The sequence below is a fragment of the Microbacterium flavum genome, assembly GCF_018717645.1.
In the GTDB taxonomy this organism is placed as follows: Bacteria; Actinomycetota; Actinomycetes; order Actinomycetales; family Microbacteriaceae; genus Microbacterium; species Microbacterium flavum.
The window spans coordinates 142,030-156,229 of the sequence record NZ_JAFLHG010000001.1 but is presented as its reverse complement, the minus strand read 5'-3'; the positions used below and the strand labels follow the sequence as shown (position 1 = coordinate 156,229).

At 70.9% G+C, this 14,200-nt stretch carries 15 protein-coding genes; 10 read left to right on the top strand and 5 right to left on the bottom strand.

The annotated features are described in order from the left end of the window. Positions 1-47: 47 nt before the first annotated feature. The 4 genes from J0P97_RS00775 to J0P97_RS00760 form a co-directional block, all read right to left on the bottom strand. Positions 48-1,037 carry an ABC transporter substrate-binding protein gene (locus tag J0P97_RS00775; protein WP_215485867.1) on the bottom strand — a complete coding sequence of 330 codons (990 nt, stop codon included), beginning with the start codon at positions 1,035-1,037 and terminating at the stop codon, positions 48-50. A gap of 156 nt (positions 1,038-1,193) precedes the next feature. Then, positions 1,194-1,427: a hypothetical protein gene (locus tag J0P97_RS00770; RefSeq protein WP_215485866.1), complete on the bottom strand. Its 234-nt coding sequence runs from the start codon at positions 1,425-1,427 to the stop codon at positions 1,194-1,196. 32 nt (positions 1,428-1,459) lie between these two features. After that, positions 1,460-2,422, bottom strand: a complete 963-nt coding sequence (locus J0P97_RS00765) for a DNA-3-methyladenine glycosylase family protein (RefSeq protein ID WP_215486095.1) — start codon at positions 2,420-2,422, stop codon at positions 1,460-1,462. A gap of 205 nt (positions 2,423-2,627) precedes the next feature. Beyond that, entirely contained in the window at positions 2,628-3,407 is a 780-nt protein-coding gene (locus tag J0P97_RS00760) for a winged helix-turn-helix domain-containing protein (protein ID WP_215485865.1), read from the bottom strand. Positions 3,408-3,851: 444 nt separating this feature from the next. Between J0P97_RS00760 and J0P97_RS00755 the strand changes: the two genes are divergently transcribed. The 3 genes from J0P97_RS00755 (at position 3,852) to J0P97_RS00745 (ending at position 4,754) form a co-directional block, all read left to right on the top strand. Next, complete coding sequence (locus J0P97_RS00755; RefSeq protein ID WP_215485864.1) at positions 3,852-4,151, top strand: GNAT family N-acetyltransferase; 300 nt, start codon at positions 3,852-3,854, stop codon at positions 4,149-4,151. A 101-nt stretch (positions 4,152-4,252) separates the two neighbouring features. Further along, positions 4,253-4,534, top strand: coding sequence for a hypothetical protein (locus J0P97_RS00750; protein WP_215485863.1), 282 nt, complete (start codon positions 4,253-4,255; stop codon positions 4,532-4,534). Continuing rightward, positions 4,527-4,754 carry a hypothetical protein gene (locus J0P97_RS00745; protein WP_215485862.1) on the top strand — a complete coding sequence of 76 codons (228 nt, stop codon included), beginning with the start codon at positions 4,527-4,529 and terminating at the stop codon, positions 4,752-4,754. The genes J0P97_RS00750 and J0P97_RS00745 overlap by 8 nt, the downstream gene beginning before the upstream one ends. Before the next feature lie 67 nt (positions 4,755-4,821). Here J0P97_RS00745 and J0P97_RS00740 read toward each other — a convergent pair whose 3' ends face one another. Continuing rightward, a complete protein-coding gene (locus J0P97_RS00740; RefSeq protein WP_215485861.1) occupies positions 4,822-5,697 on the bottom strand; it encodes an alpha/beta fold hydrolase in 876 nt (291 codons plus the stop codon). 108 nt (positions 5,698-5,805) lie between these two features. Here J0P97_RS00740 and J0P97_RS00735 point away from each other — a divergent pair, with 108 nt between their 5' ends. From J0P97_RS00735 to J0P97_RS00705, 7 genes are all read left to right on the top strand, one after another. Then, a complete protein-coding gene (locus tag J0P97_RS00735) occupies positions 5,806-6,831 on the top strand; it encodes a LacI family DNA-binding transcriptional regulator (RefSeq protein ID WP_215485860.1) in 1,026 nt (341 codons plus the stop codon). 188 nt (positions 6,832-7,019) lie between these two features. After that, positions 7,020-8,039: a substrate-binding domain-containing protein gene (locus J0P97_RS00730; RefSeq protein WP_215485859.1), complete on the top strand. Its 1,020-nt coding sequence runs from the start codon at positions 7,020-7,022 to the stop codon at positions 8,037-8,039. Between the two features lie 102 nt (positions 8,040-8,141). Continuing rightward, positions 8,142-9,728: a sugar ABC transporter ATP-binding protein gene (locus J0P97_RS00725; protein ID WP_215485858.1), complete on the top strand. Its 1,587-nt coding sequence runs from the start codon at positions 8,142-8,144 to the stop codon at positions 9,726-9,728. Beyond that, entirely contained in the window at positions 9,725-10,795 is a 1,071-nt protein-coding gene (locus J0P97_RS00720) for an ABC transporter permease (protein WP_215485857.1), read from the top strand. The genes J0P97_RS00725 and J0P97_RS00720 overlap by 4 nt, the downstream gene beginning before the upstream one ends. Then, on the top strand, positions 10,792-11,859 hold the full coding sequence (locus tag J0P97_RS00715; protein ID WP_215485856.1) for an ABC transporter permease: 1,068 nt from the start codon (positions 10,792-10,794) through the stop codon (positions 11,857-11,859). The genes J0P97_RS00720 and J0P97_RS00715 overlap by 4 nt, the downstream gene beginning before the upstream one ends. Beyond that, positions 11,856-12,578: an L-ribulose-5-phosphate 4-epimerase gene (locus tag J0P97_RS00710; RefSeq protein ID WP_215485855.1), complete on the top strand. Its 723-nt coding sequence runs from the start codon at positions 11,856-11,858 to the stop codon at positions 12,576-12,578. Before J0P97_RS00715 ends, J0P97_RS00710 begins: the two co-directional genes overlap by 4 nt. Next, the gene (locus J0P97_RS00705; protein WP_215485854.1) at positions 12,575-14,182 is read left to right on the top strand and encodes an FGGY-family carbohydrate kinase; all 1,608 of its coding nucleotides are present in this window, start codon (positions 12,575-12,577) and stop codon (positions 14,180-14,182) included. Before J0P97_RS00710 ends, J0P97_RS00705 begins: the two co-directional genes overlap by 4 nt. The last annotated feature ends 18 nt before the right edge of the window (positions 14,183-14,200 follow it).

The following is a 14,200-nucleotide window of genomic DNA, read 5'->3' as shown; positions in this document are numbered from 1 at the left end:
CCGCCCCGGCTCCGGACGGAGCGGCGCGGCGGCGCGGGATCAGCGCATCAGCTCTGGGTGAAGACCTTGGTCAGGCCGTTCAGCACGGAGATGTAGGCGTACACGTCCTCGGTCAGGTAGTAGTCCGACGGGAAGACGTAGATGGCCTTGTTCTTCACGGCCGGCACGTTCGCGAGGGCGGCGGATCCGTTGATCAGATCGAGCGCGGGCGTGACCTGGCCCGAACCCACGGCCGCGTCGCGATCGAGGACCAGGAAGGCGTCGGCGTTCGCCGCCGACAGGGCCTCGAGGGAGACGCTGTCGCCCTTGTCGGTTTCCGAGCCGGCCGATTCCAGGGCGGGCGTCATGCCGAGGAGGCTGAAGAAGATGCGCGCGCCGCGACCGTCGGTGGGGTTGGAGTAGTTGATCTCGCCGCCGGAGGTGATGAGCCCCATCACGGTCGTGGACGGGTCATAGGCATCCTTGGCGGTCGCGACGGCGTCGTGGAACTCGTCGACCAGGTCGGCTGCCTCCTTCTCCTTGCCGAAGATCTCGCCCATGAGCGTGACGCTCTTCACGAGGTACTCGTCGGCAGACATGCCGGCCGGCGTGTTCGTGTCGACGATCGCGGCATCCGGAGCGGCGTCGCGCACGCCCTTGGCGGTCTCCTCGCCGCCGAAGCGGTACCCCGTGATGACGAGGTCGGGGTCGGCCGCGACGATCTGTTCGTAGTCCGGCTCGCCGTGGGTGCCGATGTTGAGGATCTTCTCGTCGTCCTTCATCGGGTTGGCGGGGCTCATCAGGTCGCGCGGGGCGACGGTGACGGGGACATCCCAGTCGGCCGCGAGCTGGAAGAGACGGTTGTCGGTGATCGCGACGCTGTCCGCGCTCTCGATCGTGACCTGGTTGCCGCCGAGGTCGGTCACGGTCACGGGGAAGTGCGCGGAGGCGGCGGGCGCGGTCGTCTCGGCTGCTCCGGGCGTGCTGGCGCAGGCGGAGAGGGCGAGCAGGGAAGCCAGAGCCAGGGGTGCAGCGACGCTGAGTCGGCGCATGGTCATGGGAACTCCTTGGTAGGGGCTGGGTGCGACGGATGTCACGAAGGAAGGTTAGGCATACCTAAGTTCCACTATGTCGGACATCGCGATGCCGAGGCAAACCAGGCCCCGTCATCCGAGGTCACCCGTATCGCTCGCGTCGGAGGACGCGGCCGCGCCTCAGAGCTGAGCGCCGTCGTCCCAGGGGTCGTCCATGTCCGGCGTGCGACCGCGCCAGGACTCGTAGGCGATGAGCCACCCGATCGACACGATCACCGCGAGCGTGAGCCCGATCCAGACGCTGCCGAGGATGAGCCCCACGACGATGCCGACCACCAGCAGCAGCACGGTGCCGGCCAGCCATCCCCAGCGGCCGCGCGGCCAGCCGGAGGGTCTCGGTTCGGGGGAGCTCACGACTCCACTGTACGGTCGTGCGGCGAGCTGCGTCACCTGCGGCGGTGATCCTCGGGGGCGAGTCGGGGGCCGCGGCGCGGCTCGAAGACGCCGCTGAGCGCGAGGAGGCGGATGACGCGCTGGCGGTGCCCCCGCCACGGTTCGAGGAGCTCGACCATGCCGTCGTCGTCCACGCGATGCCCGGTGAGCGCGTAGCCGACCTGGTGCGCGAGGTGGTAGTCCCCGACGCTCACCGCATCGGGGTCGCCGAACGCGCGGATGCGGGCCTCCGCGCTCGTCCACACCCCGACTCCCGGCAGGCTTGTGAACACGGCATCGCGCGCCTCGCCGGTGTCGGCGGATGCCGCGGCGCTCTCGACCCCGCCCCGGCGCCGCGCGGCCGCGACGATGGTGCGGGACTGCGGCGGCTCGAGCCCGGCACGATGCCACGTCCAGCTCGGCACGAGGTGCCAGTCCGCGGGCGGCGCGAACAGTGGCCGGGGGGTCGGCCCCGGTGCGCGCTCGCCGCACCAGGTGAGGATCATCCGCCACGCGCCGAAGGCCTGCAGAGCCGTCACCTTCTGCTCGAAGACGGCGCTGGCGAGCGCATCGAAGACGAGGTCGGTGCGCCCGAGCCGCAGATCAGCGTGTCGACGGTGCACGTCGGCGACGAGCGCATGGCGGCCGGGGTCGAAGCCCGCGGGGTCGTCGTCGGCGCCGCACAGGCGGGGGAGCTGGTCCAGCATCCACTCGGCGCCGGGACCCCATGCGGCGGCCCGCACGCGCGTCCGCTCGACGCGGACCGCGATCGTCGCGATGCCCTGCGGCGTCCGGCTCGCCCGCCAGATGACCCCGGCGGCGGTGGTCTGCGCCGGATCGTGGGCCCCGCGCTGCTGCAGCGCGATCGCCCGGTGTGCGTCGATCGGCGTGCGCGGGCGGTACTCCGCCTCGATCGGGCGCCCGGCCGCAGGGCGCGGGTCGCGCGTCGCGCGCGCCGACGCCGCACCTCGCGGCATCCCGCCGGGTGTCATCCCGCCCGACGGCGCGCCCACCCGCGGTCGGGTCACCGCGCCGCTCGTCATGCCGTCACCCTACGTCACGCCGTCGACACCGGACGTTCCGAGGCGCCGATGTGCGCATGGCCCGTATCCGGAGGCGCCATCGTGCGGGTGGCGGGGCGCGGCACCCGCATTTCGGCACCTGCGAACCGGCGGCGACCCGTCAGAAGCGGTCGGGCGAGGGCGTTCCGTGGCCGAACCGGATGACGACGTCGGCGTGACGATCGAACCGGTAGCCGATGCCGCGCACGGTGCGCACGATGTCCTCATAGCGGCCGAGCTTCGCGCGCAGGCGCCGCACGTGGACGTCGATCGTGCGCTCGCCGGGCACCTCGTCCTCATCCGCGTGGCTCCACAGCGATCCGACGAGCTCGGTGCGCTCGATCGTGCGACCCTCGCGCAGCACGAGGTACTGCAGCAGCTCGAACTCCTTGAAGGTGAGCGCAGCGCCCTCGCCGTCGATGTGCACCCGACGGCGCGAGATGTCGATCGTGACGCCGCCGGGGACGTGATCGGGGTCGGGCTCATCGGCCTTCGTGCGCGCGACGGCGCTCGGCTCGTGGAGCGCGAGCCGCACGACGTCGACGTCGCGTCCGCCGGCGGACGCCGGGGCCAGCGCCACCGTCGCATAGCTCTCGGCGTGCGGCGCGAGGTCGGCGAGGGTCTGGCGGAGAGCGGTCACGATCGTCTGCAGCGAGACGCCGTCGGCGGCGGCCTTGAGCTCGTCGAGGCCCACGTAGAGGGCGAAGCCGCGCGGGGCGGTGCCCGCCGGCAGGGTCGCGGCGCCCGTGGCGGCCGGCGACGCGGGCGCCGGGGCGGATGCCGGGGCGGCCGGAGCGGTGGATGCCGGATCGATCGCGTGCAGATGACGCGGCGCAGCGGCGGGGGTCGCGGGCGGGGCGAGACGCGGAGCGGGCGGGGCGAGGAGGGCGGTGGTCGACATGAGGAGAGGTCCTTCGGGGCGGAACCCGTACGGCGCACCGTGCGCGGAAGGTCGGGTTCGAGCGTGTGTTGCGAGGGCGGTCCGCGTCGTGCGGGCGGGCCGGTGTCGAGGCATCCGTCATCCGCGTCGTGGGCGGAGGTGTGCGGTGACTCGGGGGTCGCTGCTCCTGTTCCGAGAGGAACGTCAGAGGCGGAGGGCGGACCCGGCGGGGATGACCGTCAGATACACATTCGGCAACACATGGCAACGCGCGGCATCATGATGCCGGCAGATCCGTTCGCCTCCCGGGCGGACAGAAAGCGTGCGTTGTCAGTCATGTGCCTGATTATGACGAACCGTGCCCGACTGTGTCAAACCGCACACCTTCGAGGGTGCTCCCCGATCGAAATGTGACAGAGTGCACAACCCGCGCCGGGGTCGTCGGCGCGGCGTAGCGTGGAGGTCATGACCGGGTTCGATTTCACCGATGAGAAGGACGCCTCGCGGTACACGCTCCACCATGCGGGGGACCTCGTGAGCGTGCTGGACTACCGCGACGACGGGCGCACCGTCTCACTCACCCGGGCGTACACGATCCCCTCCTTCCGAGGGCACGGGTACGCCGGCGAGATCGTGTCGCGCGCTGTCGAGGACCTCGAGAGCCGCGGTGATCGCGTGGTCAGCCCCGTCTGCTGGTACGTCGCCGACTGGTTCGACGCGCACCCCGGACATGCGGGTCTTCTCGCCCGGCGCTCCGCCGGCTGAGGCGGTCTCAGCGCTTACCCGGCGCGACCGTCTCCGTCAAGGCCCTGCGATCCGCTGGTGGCGACGGCGACACTGGCGCTATCGAGAGGTGAGGGGCCGACATGTCACAGGAAACACCGGGCACGCAGAGTGACCTTCCGGAGGGGGTGGTCGATGCGCTGCCCGCGGCCGGCTGGGAGAGCGCCGACGCCGCGGATGCCGAGACGCGCGAACGCTCGGATGCGGACGCCGCGGCCGCCGGCCAGCCCTCCGATGCGCCGTCCGATGCCGCGACCGGGTACGACGCCGACGCGGTGGACGACGTCGAGACCGCCGAGGTCACGCAGGGAATCGATCCCGATCTGGCGACCGACGATGACGAGGGGGCGGCGGGCGATGAGTGAGGAGACGCAGGACGAGCCGGTGCTCGACCAGCACGAGACCACCGAGGCGGAGCGCCGCGAGGGCCTCGTCGCGCAGATGCGCGCCGACCTGTCGGCAGAGAGCCCCGCGGTCATCGAACAGGCCCTGCGCCACCGCCTGGCGGACATCGGGATGACGCTGGACGACGCGGAGATCGCGCGACTGGCGGCGGAGATCTGCGGAACGGCGCCGGCAGACTGACCCGGCAGACACCCGTCCGCTGATCCGGCGTGCATGCCGGTACCGGCCGGCGGGCCGATCCCACCCGTCAGCGCCGGGCGCCGGTCGCACGCAGCCAGCGGGCGATCTCGCGACCGGCCGGTGCGGCGTCGCGGATGAGCGTCTCGTGGTGGTGCCCGGGTACGACGAACGATGCGGCGCCGGAGATCGCGGCGACGACCTCGTCGAACCATTCCTGCGGGACGACCACATCGCGTTCGCCGCGGATGACGAGGGTCGGCACGGCGATCCTCGGGTACGCCTCCTCCGGCCGGTGCACGAGCATGGCGTGCATCTTGCGGCGCAGGTTCGGGCCCGCGCGGACGTATTCGCGTGCGCCGAGGAGGAGCACCTTGCCGCTCTCGCCGAGGAGGTCCCGGCCGAGGCGGCGGAGCTGGGTGAGCGCGCGCCGGTGGGCCCGGTCGACCGTCGGCGCGACCAGCACCAGGTGCGACACGGTGTCCGGATGCCGGACCGCCACCTCGGTGACGACCTGGGTCCCCATCGAGTGTCCGAGCAGGATCACCGGTCCGCGCCCGAGCTGGCGCAGGTACGCGGCCACGAGGTCGGCCATCCGCTCGATCGTGGGCGTGCGCTCGGGCTCCGGTGCGTCACCGTAGCCAGGCAGGTCGAGGGTGACGACGACGCCCCGCTCCTCGACGCGCTGCACGAGGTCGCCGAACACCTTCCGTCCCATCCCGATCCCATGGACGAGGACGACGGTGCCGGATGCCGAGGCATCCCCCCGCCGCTCCACCACGATGCTCGCGCCGTCGTGCGTGAAGCTCTCGATCTCGCCGTCATCCAGGGGCATGCCGGTCGCCTGGTCGACGGCGCGGTCGATCGCCGCGGCGGCGGCGTCGGTCGCCTCATCGACGGCGTTCGCCACGGCCGCGGCGGCGCGATCGATCTCACGTTTCGCCATCCCTCCACGATATCGGGACGCGCAGACGGCCCTCGTCGAGAGGTGTTCTCGCTAACATGGGCGGACGCGGAGGTCGCGGCCGAGGGTGCCATGAGGAGGGGGACGACGATGTCCGAGGACGGCTCGCGGGGACCGCAGAAGCCGAGCATCTACGACGTCGCCCGCGCCGCCGGGGTGTCGCACATGACGGTCTCCCGCGTGCTCAACGGTCATCCCAACATCCGCGAATCCACCCGCTCGCGGGTCCTCACGGCGATCGACGAGATGCAGTACACGCGCAGCTCGATCGCCCGGGCGCTCGCCACGAACCGCACCATGCGGATCGGCGTCCTCGTCGACAGCCCCGTGCAGTGGGGCCCCAACAGCACGCTGCGGGCGATCGAGAGCGCGGCGCGCGCGCGGCACTACTCGGTCAGCTCGTTCGCCACCTCGGACGAGGATGCCGAGACCATCGCCGCGGGCATCGCGGACCTCGTCGCGCAGGGGATCGATGCGCTGTGCGTGATCGCGCCCCGTTCCTCCGCTCTGGAGCTGTTCCGAGAGCACGGATCGAACATGCCGACGCTCGTCATCAAGGCCGAGCCCGATCCGCACCTGCACACGGTCGGCGTCGACCAGTACGCCGGCGCGCGGATGGCCGTCCGGCACCTGATCGATCTGGGACATCGCGAGATCGCCCATGCCTCCGGCCCGCTCGACTGGTACGACGCCCGTGCGCGCTCGCACGGCTGGCGTGACGAGCTGCGCGCGGCAGGCCTGCGCGAAGGGCGTTTGGTGCAGGGGGATTGGACCTCCGACACCGGCTACGAGATCGGGCTGTCCGGTCAGCTGGACGGGTCGACCGCCGTCTTCGCCGGCAACGATCAGACGGCGCTCGGGCTCGTCCACGCGTTCACAGACCGCGGCATCCGCGTTCCCGACGATGTGAGCATCATCGGATTCGACGACCTCCCCGAGACGCGGCACTTCCTCCCGCCGCTGACCACTGTCCGTCAGGACTTCACCGCGCTGGGCGCCCTCGCGCTTCGCCTCCTGATGGCGGCGATCGACGGCGAAGACACCCCGCAGCACGAGCTCATCGCGCCGCACCTCATCGTCCGCGATTCCACCTCCGGGTCTCTGCACCGGCCGTGACGCCACACCGGTCTTGTTCGCGGTAACAAATCGGTAACGAGTGGTCGGAGCGGACTTGCGACCGGGAATGTTAGCGCGCACAATCGGTGAGCAGCCGCTGGTTCGATGACTTTTTCCCGAAGAGAACCGACCCGGCGGCGCACACCAGGCCTCGCCACGACGGCGGGGATTTCTCGAGGAGGAGAACAATGCACATCAGCAAGCGCGGATTCCGTGGACTGGTCACGATCGTCGCCGCCGGCACGCTGGTCGCCGGCCTGAGCGCCTGCTCCGGCGGATCTACGGGCGCCGGGAGCAGCGGTGACTCCGCGGGTCCCGGCACGGAGCTCACGACCGTCGGCTTCGTCGCCGTCGGTCCCGAAGGGGGATGGCGCAACGCCAACGAGCAGGCGATCAAGGATGCCTTCTCGAAGGACGCCGGCTTCGACCTCAAATACGCCCCCGCGGCGAGCCCGAGCGACCAGAAGTCGCAGCTGGACGCCTTCTCGACCTTCGTCAACGACGAGGTCGACGTCATCCTCCTGACCGCCACCGAGGCGTCGGGCTGGGAGGACGAGCTGAAGAAGGCGAAGGAGGCCGAGATCCCGGTCATCCTCCTCGACCGCGGCGTCGACGCGCCCTCCGACCTCTACGTCACCCGGATCGCGCCCGACAACACGCAGGTCGCGAAGTCGGTCGGCGAGTGGGCGGCCACGACCTTCCCATCCGGCGCCAACTACTTCGTCCTCGAGGGCGTTCCCGGCCTCTCCGTCGTCAACGAGCGCAACGAGGGCTTCGACGCGGCGATCGCGGGCAAGTCGGGCTGGAACAAGGTCGGCGCACAGACCGCCAACTGGAAGACCGACGAGGGCAAGTCGGTCATCGAGACCGCACTGAAGGCCAGCAACAACGGCATCCAGTTCATCTTCGCGCAGAACGACGAGATGGGCATCGGCGCGGCGCAGGCCGTCGCCGCGGCGGGCTTGAAGCCCGGCACCGACGTCAAGATCGCGACGATCGACGGCACGAAGGGCGCCCTCGAGGCGCTCGCGAAGGGCGACCTGAGCTTCGTCGCCCAGTACAACCCGTTCTTCGGCACCGACGCGGTCGACGCGGTCACCAAGACGCTCGCCGGCGAGAAGGTCGACTCGACCATCATCGTCAAGAGCGCGACGTTCGACTCCGCCGAGGCGGCCCAGAAGGCGCTCGACGAGGGCAAGGGCTTCTGAGCCCTCCTCCACGATCCGACCCGGGGCGGGCGACGGCATCCACGTCGTCGCCCGTCCCGAACCATCTCCCACCGATCACCGATCCGATGAGGACGCCTGCACGTGGTGAACGAAATCTTCCCGGTCGTCGAGGTGCGCGGCGCCTCGATCGCCTTCCCCGGGGTCAAAGCGCTCGACGGCGTCGACTTCCGCCTCCTGCCCGGCGAGGTCCACACCCTCATGGGCGAGAACGGCGCGGGCAAGTCGACGCTGATCAAAGCGCTCACCGGGGTCTACCAGATCGACTCCGGCTCCATCGCGGTCTTCGGTGAGGAGCGGCGCTTCGCGAACACCGGCGCGGCGCAGGATGCCGGCATCTCCACCGTCTACCAAGAGGTCAACCTCTGCACGAACCTGTCCATCGGCGAGAACGTCATGCTCGGGCAGGAGATCCGCTCGGTCTTCGGGATCAACTGGCGGGCCACTCACGCGCGGGCCCGGGAGGCCCTGCAGGAGATGGGCCTCGGCCACCTCGACACGCGTGCGCCGCTCGACTCCATCTCCATCGCGCTGCAGCAGCTCGTCGCGATCAGCCGCGCGATGGTGCGCAAGTCGAAGGTCCTGATCCTCGACGAGCCGACCTCGAGCCTCGACGCCGCCGAGGTGGACGTGCTCTTCGGCGTCATCCGGCGCCTGCGCGACCGCGGTGTCGCGATCCTCTTCGTCTCCCACTTCCTTGACCAGGTCTACGCGATCAGCGACCGCATCACGGTGCTGCGCAACGGCGGCTTCGTGGGCGAGTACCTGACGCGCGAGCTCGACCGCACCGAACTCATCTCGAAGATGATCGGCAAGGACCTCGGCGCGCTCCGCGCGCTGGGCTCGAACCGTCAGATCGACGAGCGCGACCGGACGGCGACCCCCGTCTACTCCGCCGAGGGCCTCGCCCGCACGGGAGCCCTCGCCCCCACCGACCTCGACATCCACCGGGGAGAGGTCGTCGGCTTCGCGGGCCTCCTCGGCTCTGGCCGCACGGAGCTCGCCCGCCTCATCGTGGGCGCCGACAAGCCCGATGCGGGCACCGTCCGCCTGGCGGGCACCACGGCGACGATCGCCTCGCCGGTCGCGGGACTCGCCCACCGCATCGCCTACTCGACCGAGAACCGCCGCGAGGACGGGATCGTCGGCGACCTCAGCATCCGGGAGAACATCATGCTCGCCGTCCAGGCGCAGCGCGGATGGCTGCGGCGTGTGCCCGCGCGCGAGGTCGACCGCCTCGTCACGATGTACATGGAGCGCTTCAGCGTTCGGCCGAACGACCCGGACCGTCCCATCCGCCTCCTCTCGGGCGGCAACCAGCAGAAGGTCCTCCTCGGCCGCTGGCTCGCCACCGACCCCGAACTGCTGCTGCTCGATGAGCCGACCCGCGGCATCGACGTCGGCGCGAAGGCCGACATCCAGGAGACCGTCGCGGAGCTCGCGGAAGGCGGGATGAGCGTCGTCTTCATCTCCTCCGAGCTCGAAGAGGTGGTCCGCCTCTCGGAGCGCATCGTCGTCATGAAGGACCACCGGAAGATCGGCGAGGTCGCCGGCGGACCGGATGTCACGGCCGAGCGGATCGTCTCGATCATCGCCGCCGACTCCGATGAGCGCGCCGAGACCCTCGTCGCCGATCCCCGCGTCATCGACGGTGAAGGAGAACACGCATGAACCGCCTCCGCGCGCTGACCCGCACCCCGTGGTTCTGGGGCATCGTCGGCATCGCCGTGCTGCTCCTGGTCAACACGATCAAGGATCCGACCTACCTCGCCGTCGGGATCAACCCGACGACCGGCCAGCTCTCGGGCAACGTCCTCGACATCCTGCGCGTGTCGGCGCCAATCGTGATGATCGCCCTCGGCATGACCTTCGTCATCGCCACGAGCGGCATCGATCTGTCGGTCGGCTCGGTCATGGCCGTCGGCGGCGCCGTCGCGATGGTGACGCTGTCGAACCTCGGTCAGCCCGACTCGGTCGGCGCGATGCTCACCGCCATCGGCCTCGCGATCGCGCTCGGCGCCCTGCTCGGCGCCGTGAACGGATTCCTCGTGTCCGTGGTGGGGCTGCAGCCGTTCATCACGACCCTCGTGATGATGCTCGCCGGTCGCGGCATCGCCCGTGTCATCACCGGCGGGCAGAACACGAACGCCGAGAACGCCCCGTTCCGCGCCCTCGCGAACGGTCAGTTCCTGGGCCTCCCGCTGAGCTTCGTCCTCGCGATCGTGATCGTCATCGCGGTGTCGGTCGTCATGCGCCGGACGGCGCTCGGGCTCATGATCGAGTCGATCGGCATCAACCCCCGGGCCAGCAGGCTCGCCGGCATCCGCCCGCGACCGATCCTCATCACGGTGTACGTCCTGTCCGCCGTGCTCGCCGCGACCGGTGGCCTGTTCACGGTGTCGGAGGTGATGACCGTCGACGTCTCGGGCACCGGGTACCAGATGGAGCTGGATGCGATCCTCGCCGTCGTCATTGGCGGTACATCGCTCGCCGGCGGCAAGTTCTCGATCGTCGGCTCGACCGTCGGAGCGCTGCTGATCGCGACGCTGAACAAGACCGTCCTCTTCCTCGGCGTCTCCGCCGCGGCCACCCCCGCCTTCAAGGCGATCGTGATCGTCGCGCTCGTCCTTCTGCAGTCCGAGCGCGTCCGGGCGCTCGTCCTCCACCGCGGCAACCGGCCGCAGACACCGGCGGCGCCCCTCGCCGAACCCGCACAGCCGAAGGAGGTCGTCGCATGAGGGGCGCACCCACCACGAGACGCCCCGTGGACGAGAACACCCCGGCCGTCGCCACCGCCGCCGATGCGGGCGAGACCTGGTCGCGCTTCTGGGGGCGCAGCCAGTCGCTCATCCCGACGCTCGCCGCCGTGGTGCTCTTCGTCAGCATGCTCGTCTACGCCGAGATCGCGTACGGACGCGTCTTCCACCTCGGCACGATGTCGAGTCTGCTCGTCAGCTTCGCGCCGACGATCATCCTCGCCGTGGCGATGACGATCGTCATCCTCTCCGGCGGGATCGACCTCTCGGTCGGCGCCGTGGTCGCCTTCACCTCGGTCTCGGGCGTCATGCTCATGGGCGCCGGGGTCAACGGGTGGCTGGCGATCGTCCTGATGATCGCCTTCGGAGCGCTGTTCGGACTCGCGTCGGGCGTTCTCATCCAATACTTCAGCGTGCAGCCGTTCATCGCCACGCTGGCGATGATGTTCCTCGCGCGGGGCCTCGCCTCGATGCTGTCCACTGTCCCGGTGCACGCGCCCGAGGGTGCGCCCATCGAACTGCTCGCCACGGACTGGAAGCTCATCGACGGTCCGAAGGTGAACGACCTCGTCCTCACCCCCGGCTTCTTCATCGCGGTCGTCGTCGTCGTGGGCGCCGTGTTCTTCCTCCACCGGACCCGGACCGGCCGCACGGTCTATGCGATCGGCGGCGCGGAGTCCTCCGCGCAGCTGATGGGCCTGCCGGTCGCGCGGACCCGCGTCTCGATCTACATCATCAGCGGCGCCCTGGCCGGTCTCGCCGGGGTCGTCTACACCGCCGAGGTGGGCGGGAAGGCGCAGAACGTCACCGGCATCGGCTGGGAGCTGGATGCCATCGCCGCGGTCGTCATCGGCGGAACGCTGCTGACGGGCGGCGTCGGCTACGTCCTCGGGTCTGTCGTCGGATCCCTCGTCCTCGCCGCGCTCTGGATGATCATCACGAAGGACGGCTCGATCAAGCCGGAGTACCTGACGATCATCACCGGCGGCATCCTGCTGGCCTTCGTGCTGCTGCAGCGCGTCCTCACGAAACGGAAGAGCGAATGAGCGGCCAGCCGACAGGCGTGTTCGAGGCCCGGGTGCAGGCGGACATCGACGCCGTCCGCGCCGACGTGGCATCCCTCCACGGGGAGCTCGTGCGCTACGGGCTCGTCGTCTGGACCGGCGGCAACGTGTCGGGTCGGGTGCCCGGCAGCGACCTGTTCGTCATCAAGCCGTCCGGCGTCTCCTACGACGACCTCACGCCCGAGAACATGATCCTGTGCGACCTCGACGGCAACGTCGTCCCGGGCACGCCGGGGAGCGACCGGAGCCCCTCGAGCGACACCGCGGCGCACGCGTACGTCTACCGGAACATGCCGGACGTGGGCGGCGTCGTCCACACCCACTCGGACTACGCCGTCGCGTGGGCGGCGCGCGGGGAGGAGATCCCCTGCGTCATCACGGCGATGGCCGACGAGTTCGGCGGTCCCATCCCGGTCGGCCCGTTCGCGATCATCGGCGACGATGCGATCGGGCGCGGCATCGTCGACACGCTGCGGGGGCACCGCTCCCGCGCCGTGCTGATGCAGAACCACGGCCCGTTCACGATCGGCGCCACCGCAAAGGATGCCGTCAAGGCCGCCGTCATGTGCGAGGACGTCGCGCGGACGGTGCACCTCGCGCGCCAGGCCGGGGAGCTCATCCCGATCCCGCAGGACAGGATCGACGCGCTCTACAACCGCTACCAGAACGTGTACGGCCAGGGAACGGACGCGCGGCGATGACCGGGGAGTCCTCGCCCGCGGAGGCGGTGCGCACCGGGCGGACGAGTCTCGGCATCGAGTTCGGCTCGACCCGCATCAAGGCGTGCCTCGTGGATGCCGACGCCCCGGCGACGGTGCTCGGTGTCGGGTCGCACGCCTGGGAGAACCGGCTCGAGGACGGCCTGTGGACCTATTCACTGGATGCCGTGTGGGCGGGCGTCCAGGCCGCGTTCGCCGACCTCGCCGCCGACCTCCGGGACCGGCACGGCGTGACCCTCGAGACGATCGGCGCGCTCGGCATCTCCGCCATGATGCACGGCTACCTCGCCTTCGACGCGTCCGGCGAGCTGCTCGTCCCCTTCCGCACCTGGCGAAACACGAACACGGGCCCCGCGGCGGAAGAGCTGTCCGACCTGTTCGACGTCAACATCCCGCTCCGCTGGTCGGTCGCCCACCTGCGCCAGGCGGTCCTCGACCACGAGCCGCACGTCGCGCACGTGGCATCCGTCACGACGCTCGCCGGGTACGTCCACGAGCGCCTGACGGGCCGCCGCGTGCTCGGCGTCGGGGATGCCTCGGGCATGTTCCCGATCGCGGCCGGCGCCCCCGACTACGACGAAGCCCTCGTCGCGCGCTTCGACGCGCTCGCCCCGGGCGGGATCCCGCCGCTGCGCGACCTGTTCCCCGCGGTGCTCCCCGCCGGTGCCGACGCCGGTGCCCTCACCGCCGAGGGTGCGGCCCTGCTCGACCCGGCCGGAACCCTGCGCCCGGGCGCCGTCGCCTGCCCGCCGGAAGGGGATGCCGGGACCGGCATGGTCGCCACGAACGCCGTCTCGCCGCGGACGGGCAATGTGAGCGCGGGAACGAGCATCTTCGCGATGGTCGTGCTCGAGCGTCCCCTGACGGAGCGCCACCACGAGCTCGATCTCGTGACGACGCCGTCCGGCGACGCGGTCGCGATGGTCCACTGCAACAACGGCGCGAGCGAGCTTGGCGCCTGGGCGGCCCTGTTCGGCCGGTTCGCCGAGGCATCTGGGAGCCCGCTCGACCCCGACGCCGTCTTCGACGTCCTGCTGCGCGAGGCGCTGTCGGGAGCCGCGGATGCCGGGGGACTGCTCGGGTACAACCACCTCGCGGGTGAGCCCATCGCGGGCCTCACCGCGGGGCGCCCGCTCTTCGTCCGCACGCCGGACTCCACGCTCGACCTCGCCAACCTCATGCGTGCGCAGGTATACGGGGTCTTCGCGATCCTCGCCCTCGGCATGCGCGTGCTGTCGGCGGAGGGGGTCGCGATCGACCGGATGTTCGCGCACGGCGGGCTCTTCCGCACGGCGGGGGTCGCGCAGCGCTTCCTCGCGGCGGCGCTCGCGGCACCGGTCGCGGTCGGCGAGACCGCCTCCGAAGGCGGGCCCTGGGGCATGGCGGTGCTCGCCGCCTTCCGGCGTGCCGCCGCCGCCGCCGGCACCGCCGGTGGGCTCGACGCCTACCTCGACGACGTCGTGTTCGCGGATGCCGTGGCATCCGTCGCGGACCCTGCTCCGGGCGATGTCGCCGGCTTCGCCGCCTACCTCGACCGCTACCGCGCCGGCCTCGCTGTCGAAGCCGCCGCCATCACTGCCCTCTAGATCCCGAAGGACCTCGAT